Consider the following 8,379-nt stretch of genomic DNA (forward strand, 5'->3'; position numbering starts at 1 on the left):
AACTCTGCACTCGCCAATCCTGCGTCTGCCAACTCTGCACTCGCCAATCCTGCGTCTGCCAACTCTGCACTCGCCAATCCCGCGTCCGGAACCTCGTGTGTTGCCGCCTGGTGCTCTGCCACTGGTCATCCTTTCCCTCGATGCGCTGACCTTTACCGACAGTCCGCCCGGTTTGTCGGTGGCAGGTGATGTTGTGGGAACCAAGTTCACCTCTGAGCATCCGCCTAGCGCCCTAACCCAACGCTAGAACAGCCGGCGCGTGATATCAAACATATGTTCGAGTGAGTCTCGACAAGATTCGTCCGCAGGTGCTAAGAATAAGCAGGAAGAAAATAGAAGACGTGTTCTAATTCCCGGATTGGGCCCGTCCGACAGCTTCGAAGATCCGAAAGAGGTTCAGCCATGACAGCGCTCTCCATCACCAGGTCCAGCACCGCTCCAGCCGCCATCATCACCCGCCGGAAAGGCAGTCCGGCTCCGGCCCGGGCGGTGCGTTCTTTCGGTTCGCAGGATATGGAGCCGGGTCCGATGCGGCTGACGAGGCGGGGACGGCGCGTTCTGGTGGGCCTTCCGATCGTCCTGCTCGTGGCACTGGTCATGCTGCTTGGAGCCTCCCTGACCTCCCAGGCAGGAGCAGCAGTGGGTATGCCCGAGCCCACTGAAACCGTCCGCGTCAGTCTGGGTCAGGGGGAGACTCTGTGGGGGCTCGCGGGAGAGTTCGCCCCGGACCGCGACCCCCGCGAATTCGTCGCCGAGATCGTCGAACTGAATGGTCTGGGTTCGTCGGTCGTCCAGGCGGGCCAGTCCCTCGCTGTGCCGCTCAGCAACTGACGCTGGGTAACCGGACCGAGGGCGATCGATCATTGCAGACATCTGTCTGCGTGCCAGGCACCTGGGATTCTTCAGATCAACCGCCCATCGCTTAAAATCGCAGGGTGACGAAACGCGAAGAGGCACTGGCCCAACTCCCGCTGAGGAACAATCTGGTGGGGCTGGTTCCGTACGGCGCCCCGCAGATCGACGTTCCGATCCTGCTCAATGTCAACGAGAACACGCATGGTGTGCCGGCGGACGTCCACGCAGCGATCGTCGCCGCCGTCGATGTGGCGGCCCGGGGCCTCAACCGATACCCGGACAGGGAGTTCACGGAGCTTCGCACCAACCTGGCCGCCTATCTCGGCCATGGAATCGTCCCGGAGCAGGTGTGGGCGGCCAACGGATCGAACGAGGTTCTCCAGCAGATTCTGCAGGCCTTCGGCGGACCCGGGCGGACGGCTCTGGGGTTTCCCCCCACCTACTCCATGTACCCGCTTCTGGCAGGCAGTACCGACACCCGCTATGTCACCGCTGGTAGGAGCGCGGCATTCGGGATGACCGCGTCCGCCACTGCCGCGCACGTCCGCGACTCACGGGCCAACATCGTTTTTCTCTGCTCACCGAACAACCCCACCGGCACGGCGCTCGGCCTCGACGTCGTCGAAGCTGCCTATGAGGCAGGGGAAGTGGAGCGGGCCATCATCATCGTCGATGAAGCATACGGCGAGTTCGCGACGTCGGGTACGGGAAGCGCTCTGACCCTCCTGCCCGGCAGGGAGCGCCTTATCGTGTCCCGCACCATGAGCAAAGCCTTCGCACTTGCCGGTGCGCGTCTCGGCTACCTCGCTGCTGCTCCGGAAATTGCGGATGCCCTCCGGCTGGTTCGGCTGCCGTACCACCTGTCCGCCATCACGCAGGCAGCCGCCAACGCCGCCCTGACCCACGCGGACACCCTGCTGGCCAACGTCGAAGCGATCAAGGAGCAGCGGGACCGCATCGTGGCCGAGCTGGGATTACTGGGCCTGTCGCCGGCACCGTCCGACGCCAACTTCGTCTTCTTCGGCGGTCTCGACGATTCCCGGGCCGTATGGCGCGGGCTGCTCCAGGCCGGAGTCCTCATCCGGGACGTCGGCATCGACGGCCATCTCAGGGTGACGGCCGGAACTGAGGCGGAGACCACAGTGTTCCTCGACACCCTCCGCACCCTCCTCTGAGTGCCGTCTTCTAGACTTGTGGGGAACAAGGGCGGCACATCCGCCCAGAACCCGGGCACCGAACCTATCGAAGGACCGCCATGACTGTGGAAATTTTCGCCGGCCGCACGGCCCGGGTAGAGCGCACGACCAGTGAATCCAGCGTGCTGGTCGAGATCAACCTGGACGGCACCGGGGAATCGGAGATCAGTACGTCGGTGCCGTTCTACGACCACATGCTGACCGCACTGGCAAAGCACTCACTCATCGACATGACGGTGAAATCCTTCGGGGACACCCACATCGACGTTCACCACACCGTCGAGGACACCGCGATCGCCTTCGGGGAGGCGCTCCGGGAAGCCCTTGGCACCAAAGCCGGAATCCGGCGCTTCGGGGAGGCCACGGTTCCCCTCGATGAAGCGCTGGCAAACGCCGTCGTCGACATCTCGGGCCGGCCGTTCCTCGTGCACGGCGGGGAACCCGCCGGCCAGGAATACCACCGGATCGGTGGGCACTTCACGGGATCCCTGACACGGCATGTGTTCGAGGCGATCGCGCTCCACGCGCAGATCTGCCTCCACGTGACCTTGCTGGCCGGCCGGGATCCCCACCATATCGCCGAAGCGCAGTTCAAGGCGTTCGCCCGGGCGCTTCGTGCCGCGGTGGAAGCTGATCCACGGGTCAAGGGCATCCCCTCCACCAAGGGCGCGCTGTGAGCGTGCGCAAGGTCACGGTGCTCGATTACGGATCGGGGAACGTCCGGTCAGTGGTGCGTGCACTCGAGCATGTGGGTGCGGAGGTGACCCTGAGCGCAAAACCGGGGGACGTGCTTGAGGCCGACGGCCTCCTGGTGCCCGGCGTGGGCGCCTTCGAAACCGTCATGAAGGGACTCAAGGAGGTCGACGCACTGCGCATGATCGGCAGGCGGGTCGCAGGAGGTCGTGCGGTGCTCGGAATCTGCGTCGGGCTGCAGGTCCTGTTCGACGACAGTGTGGAACACGATACGAAGGTCCAGGGCATGGGGGAATGGCCGGGCACCGTGGAGCGGTTGAAAGCCGACGTCGTCCCCCATATGGGGTGGAACACCGTGTCGGCGCCTGCGGATTCGGTCCTGTTCGACGGCATCGCTGACGAGCGCTTCTATTTCGTTCACTCCTACGGGGTGCAGCACTGGAAGTTCGACGTCACGCAGCCGGCCATGAAGCCGCCGCAGGTCACCTGGGCGGACCACGGTGGACCGTTCATCGCCGCTGTCGAGAACGGTCCCCTGAGCGCGACGCAGTTCCACCCGGAGAAGTCGGGAGACGCCGGCGCGCAGCTGCTGCGCAACTGGATCGGCGGGCTGCGGTAGCAATGTGGAGCGTCGTTCTGATGGGTGTGGCCGGACTCCTGATAGGCGGAGCGCTGTCCTTCCGCAGCCAGGGGCTCCCGAAGTGGCTGATCATCGGCTTCTGGATTCTCGCCGGGATGTCCCTCGTCGCGGCCTACCTGCTCACCCTTCCCCAGAATTGATGTGCAGGCCGGACCATTCCGGCTGTACCTGAAAACCATCCGCCAAGCTGAAAGTAGAGCATGAGCCCCTTCACCGAGACCCCCATCCTGGAACTTCTGCCCGCCGTCGACGTTGCCGACGGCCAGGCCGTACGCCTCGTGCAGGGCGAAGCCGGGAGTGAAACTGACTACGGCGATCCGCTGGACGCCGCTCTGGCCTGGCAGAAGGACGGCGCGGAATGGGTGCACCTCGTCGACCTCGACGCGGCCTTCGGCCGCGGGTCGAATCGCGCCCTCCTGGAACGGGTCGTCAGGAAGCTCGACATCAAGGTGGAGCTTTCCGGCGGGATACGGGACGATGCGTCCCTCGACGCCGCCCTCGAACTCGGCGCCGAACGCGTCAACCTCGGAACGGCGGCGCTGGAAAACCCTGAGTGGACGGCGCGCGTGATTGCCCGCTACGGGGACGCGATCGCCGTCGGGCTGGACGTCCGGGGAACCACGCTCGCAGCTCGGGGCTGGACCGAGGACGGCGGCGACCTGTGGGAGGTCCTGCAGCGGCTCGAGGACGCCGGATGCGCGCGGTACGTTGTCACCGACGTCACCAAGGACGGCACGCTGCGCGGGCCCAACGTCGAACTCCTGGAGCAGGTCCTCGCCAGGACGTCGCGACCCGTTGTCGCCTCAGGCGGTATCTCGAGCCTCGACGACCTGGCTGCCCTGCGGTTGCTGGTGCCCCAGGGGCTCGAGGGCGCGATTGTCGGCAAGGCTCTCTACGCGGGGGCGTTCACGCTTCCGGAGGCCCTGGATGTCGCCGGACGCCCGGAACTGCACGTGTGACCGGACGGAAGCTGCCGGCACATATCGAGGCGGCACTCGCAGGTCAGCTTGCCGACTCCGCCGGCCGGCCGTGGGCCGGCCGGAACCTGGCGGGTCCCGGCAACCCGCTGCACAACTTCGACGAAGACAACGGACAGGCCGATGCCGGCTACGCCGCAGCCGTCAGGGGGCTGTTCGACGCTTCCTTGGGGCCGGCGTCCCGCGAGGAAGCTGTGATCCATGCGCTTTCCGAGGCCCGGGTCTTCATTCCCATCGTCGCCGAGGTGACCCAGACGGCCGAGGGAGCAGGTGGCAGGGCCGCTGACAAGGAAGCCGACATGGCCCTGGTGACCCTCAAGGCACCCGACGGCCGGACGGCGCTGCCCGTTTTCAGCGCCGCGGCCGGTTTGGCTGCCTGGCATCCGGAAGCGCGGCCGGTGGCTGTGTACACATCCCGCGCGGCGCTGGCAGCGGTGGCCGAGAAGGCCGAGCTCCTGGTGATCGACCCGGGATCCTCCTTCACCTTCGTGGTGCGCAGGCCCGCCGTGTGGGCGCTGGCGCAGCAGCTTCCCTGGGTTCCGTCCTACCGCGATGAGGCCCTCACCGGAATCATCGCCGGCATCAGCGGTGGAGAGAACAGCATCCTTGAAGTGCGGGTAGGGCTGGGGTCGGGCGTGCCGGCCCTCACCGCGGACGGTAGGCTTGCCCTCGGTGGAGGATCAGGGCCCGAGCTCCGGATGGACCTCAAGCTGAAGCCCGACCTTCCCGCCGCCGAGGTCGAAGCGCTCGTCCTGCGGTTCCGGTCGGCCCTTCAGGAGAACCGGGAGTTCGTGGAGCGCGTCGATTCACTCGAGCTCAAACTCACCCGCTGACCGTCCCGATTTCGCAGAAAGTATTCCCAGTGAACTTCGCCGTATACCGCGAGCTCCTGCGGATCGTTCCCGTACGCAGGCTATTGATCGTCGGGATGATCGCACGCTTCCCGCACTCCGCAGCCGGCGTCCTGCTGACTCTGCACGTAGTCCAGACCCTCGATCGGGGTTATGCCGCTGCGGGCGCCGTCGCCGCCCTGGTGACGATCGGCATCGCGGTCGGGGCTCCCTGGAGGGGCCGCAGGATCGACAGTGCAGGGTTGAGGAAGGCCCTGATTCCCTCGGTTGTAGCCGAAGCGGTCATCTGGTCGATCGCGCCGCGGCTGCCGTACGAATGGCTGCTGGTGGCTGCCCTGGTGGGAGGGCTCTTCACCCTTCCCGCCTTCTCGGTGGTCCGCCAGTCCCTCGGTGTACTCGTCAGTGGCGACTCACGCCGCACCGCCTTCACTCTCGACGCCATCTCCACCGAGGTGATCTTCATGGTGGGCCCGGCAGTAGGAGTGGTGCTGGCAACGCAGATCTCGACCGTCTTCGGACTCACCCTGATAGGGTTCGCGACGGCGCTCGCGGGACTCTTCCTGATGTGGTTCAACCCGCCCACCCGGAGCGGCCAACCGGGCGCGTTGCCGGTGGCACCCACTCCCTCGGAGGACAGCGCCCTCGCTGCAGGAGCCGTCGTCGCCTCCGCGCCGGGAGGAGTCGCCGAGGCCGGGGCAGATTTGCTGTCGGGACGCGATCCGGGTGTGCACTCCGACCGCCGGTCGCCGGTCGCCGTCATCCGGGAGAAGCTGCGCAGCTCCTTCGTCTGGCTGAGCGTCCCGGTCGCCGTGGTGATGATGGTGGCCGCGGGCGCGGGGCTCGTCCTGGCGGGCACCGAGGTCGGGATCATCGCGACCCTCGAACAGTCCGGTAGGGAGGGGCAGCTGGGGCTGGTCTTCGCCGCATGGTGCGCCGCGTCAGTGGTGGGCGGGCTGATCTACGGCGCGCTTCGCCATCCGGTATCGCCCCTGCTCCTGCTGCTCGGCATGGGGGTGCTGACCATTCCCATGGGTTTCGCCCAGGACACCCTGGCGCTGAGCCTGCTGTCGATCCTGCCCGGCCTGCTGTGTGCGCCGGTGCTATCAGCGGCCTCGGAGAAGGTTGCTGATCTGGTCGCGGAGGACCGGCGCGGCGAGGCGATGGGCTGGTACGGATCTGCCCTGACCTCCGGAGTCGCCATGGGGGCACCCCTTGCAGGTGTCCTCATCGACGTCACGGGCCCGTGGGGCGGGTTCACTGCTGTCGGCGTTGTCGCGGGACTCGTTGGAGTCGGCGGAATCGCGTCGCAGAAGGCCCGGCGCCGGCGGGCGCTCAGCCTTTCATGACCCGTGCGCCGGTCCGTGCTGACGCGTGTTGACCCTGCGCTGGTCCGTGCTGACGCGTCCGTTGATTCGCCGTCGCGGCAATCCCGTCGTGACGGAAGTCCCGCCGCGGCGCTAGTTGACCGGCCCCGTGTATTTCTCGCCCGGACCCTGCCCCGGGGCATCGGGAATGATCGACGCCTCACGGAAGGCCAGCTGCAGCGAGCGGAGGCCGTCGCGCAGGGGACCGGCGTGCTGACTGCCGATCTCCGGGGCAGCTGCGGTGACGAAGCCCGCAAGCGCGGTGATGAGTTTCCGGGCTTCGTCCAGGTCTTTCAGTTCCTCGGCGTCCTCGCCTGCGGCAAGGCCGCACTTCACCGCCGCGGCGCTCATCAGGTGAACCGCGGAGGTGGTAATCACCTCGACTGCGGCCACCTCGGCGATGTCGCGCATATGCCGGCGCACACCCTCCTCGGGATCTCCGGCGGCATTGGTCTCGTCCGCGAAACTGCGGCGTACGGGAGGGGCCTCGTGCGGCTCCCCGGTGCTGCCCGAACCGGGCTGCGGGAGATTGCTGTCTGCGGGACTCATGCTGGTAAGCTTGTCACAGACCAACTGGTCCGCGTTACTTTTGCGCCTGACGGAACACCTGATGGAGAAGTATGCGGCCGGTATGCAAGCGGAGTCCTCTCCCACCCGCGATTTTCCTGGTGCTTTCCCGAGCATTACAGGTAGCCGGGTTCAGGTCGGTACAGGTGGTATCGGTATGCCGGATTCTTCGATCGGCAACCACGCCCCAGCACTGATCCCCGAGGCCTTCGATTGCGCTTGCAATTGAGGGCCTTCTTCATTTTCACGCGGTTATCAGTTTCAGAACCAACAGGAGTTACACATTAGCGAGCCAAGAATCAATGATCGTATCCGCGTTTCAGAGGTGCGGTTGGTCGGACCTGCCGGCGAACAGGTAGGGATTGTCCGTATTGAGGACGCACTCCGACTTGCAGCCGAGTCCGACCTGGATCTTGTCGAGGTAGCACCGCAGGCCAAGCCTCCGGTGGCGAAACTCATGGATTTTGGTAAGTACAAGTACGAGGCCGCGGTGAAAGCCCGTGAGGCACGGAAGAACCAGACCAACACGGTCCTCAAGGAAATCCGCTTCCGCCTCAAGATCGATACCCATGACTACGAGACGAAGCGCGGACACGCACTCCGTTTCCTGGGAGCGGGCGACAAGGTCAAGGCCATGATCCAGTTCAGGGGCCGCGAGCAGCAGCGCCCGGAGATGGGCATCCGCCTGCTCCAGCGGTTCGCCGAGGACGTGGCAGAAGTCGGAGTGGTCGAGTCGTCACCCCGTATCGACGGCCGGAACATGGTCATGGTGATCGGCCCGGTCAAGAACAAGGCCGAGGCGAAGGCCGAAGCGCGCCGTGCCACACAGCGGGCGGATGCGAAGGCCGCCAACGAAGCCGCGAAGTCGGGCACGGGCCGTGTGGATGTCTCGGGCGACAGTGGGGCTCCACTGACCCAGAGCCTCGCCGACCTCCTTCCCGAAGGCTATTCGATCACGGGCAGTGACAGCGCCCCGGCCGAGGAAACGACCATCGCGACGCCGGTCGATGCCGGTTCAGGAAACGACGACGCCGGCTCCACTGCAGCTCAGGCAGATGCAGGAACGGCCGACACCGCTTCGAAGGAAGCAACGCCGCCGGAAGAGCCGACCCTCTCCACGGAGGCTGCTCCAGAGCAGGCCGAGGAAAAGCCGGTTATGACCGCGCCGAAAGTACCGGCCACCCGGACTGCAGCACCGGCCCGGACCGCACCGGCTGCACGGACCTCGCCGTCGGC

11 protein-coding genes are annotated in these 8,379 nt (G+C 66.1%); 10 read left to right on the forward strand and 1 reads right to left on the reverse strand.

What is annotated here, in order from left to right; all coding sequences use genetic code 11:
* The first annotated feature begins 402 nt into the window (after positions 1 to 402).
* From Y704_RS20765 to Y704_RS0111525, 8 genes are all read left to right on the forward strand, one after another.
* Entirely contained in the window at positions 403 to 831 is a 429-nt protein-coding gene (locus Y704_RS20765) for a LysM peptidoglycan-binding domain-containing protein (RefSeq protein WP_051476969.1), read from the forward strand.
* 104 nt (positions 832 to 935) lie between these two features.
* On the forward strand, positions 936 to 2,030 hold the full coding sequence (locus Y704_RS0111495) for a histidinol-phosphate transaminase (protein ID WP_026550229.1): 1,095 nt from the start codon (positions 936 to 938) through the stop codon (positions 2,028 to 2,030).
* A gap of 80 nt (positions 2,031 to 2,110) precedes the next feature.
* Positions 2,111 to 2,728: an imidazoleglycerol-phosphate dehydratase HisB gene (hisB, locus tag Y704_RS0111500; protein WP_026550230.1), complete on the forward strand. Its 618-nt coding sequence runs from the start codon at positions 2,111 to 2,113 to the stop codon at positions 2,726 to 2,728.
* Positions 2,725 to 3,363, forward strand: a complete 639-nt coding sequence (hisH, locus tag Y704_RS0111505; protein ID WP_026550231.1) for an imidazole glycerol phosphate synthase subunit HisH — start codon at positions 2,725 to 2,727, stop codon at positions 3,361 to 3,363. Before hisB ends, hisH begins: the two co-directional genes overlap by 4 nt.
* 20 nt (positions 3,364 to 3,383) lie before the next feature.
* Entirely contained in the window at positions 3,384 to 3,524 is a 141-nt protein-coding gene (locus tag Y704_RS24530) for a hypothetical protein (protein WP_162149407.1), read from the forward strand.
* Positions 3,525 to 3,584: 60 nt separating this feature from the next.
* A complete protein-coding gene (gene priA, locus Y704_RS0111515) occupies positions 3,585 to 4,343 on the forward strand; it encodes a bifunctional 1-(5-phosphoribosyl)-5-((5-phosphoribosylamino)methylideneamino)imidazole-4-carboxamide isomerase/phosphoribosylanthranilate isomerase PriA (RefSeq protein ID WP_026550232.1) in 759 nt (252 codons plus the stop codon).
* Complete coding sequence (locus Y704_RS0111520) at positions 4,340 to 5,194, forward strand: SseB family protein (protein ID WP_026550233.1); 855 nt, start codon at positions 4,340 to 4,342, stop codon at positions 5,192 to 5,194. The genes priA and Y704_RS0111520 overlap by 4 nt, the downstream gene beginning before the upstream one ends.
* 29 nt (positions 5,195 to 5,223) lie before the next feature.
* Positions 5,224 to 6,558 carry an MFS transporter gene (locus tag Y704_RS0111525; protein WP_026550234.1) on the forward strand — a complete coding sequence of 445 codons (1,335 nt, stop codon included), beginning with the start codon at positions 5,224 to 5,226 and terminating at the stop codon, positions 6,556 to 6,558.
* 111 nt (positions 6,559 to 6,669) lie between these two features.
* Here the strand turns inward: Y704_RS0111525 and Y704_RS0111530 are convergent, their stop codons facing one another.
* Entirely contained in the window at positions 6,670 to 7,125 is a 456-nt protein-coding gene (locus tag Y704_RS0111530; RefSeq protein WP_035772515.1) for a DUF1844 domain-containing protein, read from the reverse strand.
* Positions 7,126 to 7,135: 10 nt separating this feature from the next.
* On the opposite strand from Y704_RS0111530, the gene Y704_RS24535 reads away from it, so the two are divergent.
* Both Y704_RS24535 and infC read left to right on the forward strand, forming a co-directional pair.
* Positions 7,136 to 7,372, forward strand: coding sequence for a hypothetical protein (locus Y704_RS24535; RefSeq protein ID WP_162149408.1), 237 nt, complete (start codon positions 7,136 to 7,138; stop codon positions 7,370 to 7,372).
* 96 nt (positions 7,373 to 7,468) lie between these two features.
* Positions 7,469 to 8,379, forward strand: a 911-nt coding sequence (gene infC / locus Y704_RS20770; RefSeq protein ID WP_035772518.1) for a translation initiation factor IF-3, incomplete at its 3' end; no start/stop codon positions are given.

The organism is Arthrobacter sp. Br18, from assembly GCF_000520555.1.
Taxonomy (GTDB): Bacteria; Actinomycetota; Actinomycetes; order Actinomycetales; family Micrococcaceae; genus Arthrobacter_D.

Coding starts and splice junctions, on each gene's coding strand:
- Y704_RS20765 (WP_051476969.1), top strand. CDS start 403: ATGACAGCGCTCTCCATCACCAGGTCCAGCACCGCTCCAGCCGCCATC.
- hisB (WP_026550230.1), top strand. CDS start 2,111: ATGACTGTGGAAATTTTCGCCGGCCGCACGGCCCGGGTAGAGCGCACG.
- Y704_RS24530 (WP_162149407.1), top strand. CDS start 3,384: ATGGGTGTGGCCGGACTCCTGATAGGCGGAGCGCTGTCCTTCCGCAGC.
- priA (WP_026550232.1), top strand. CDS start 3,585: ATGAGCCCCTTCACCGAGACCCCCATCCTGGAACTTCTGCCCGCCGTC.
- Y704_RS0111530 (WP_035772515.1), bottom strand. CDS start 7,125: ATGAGTCCCGCAGACAGCAATCTCCCGCAGCCCGGTTCGGGCAGCACC.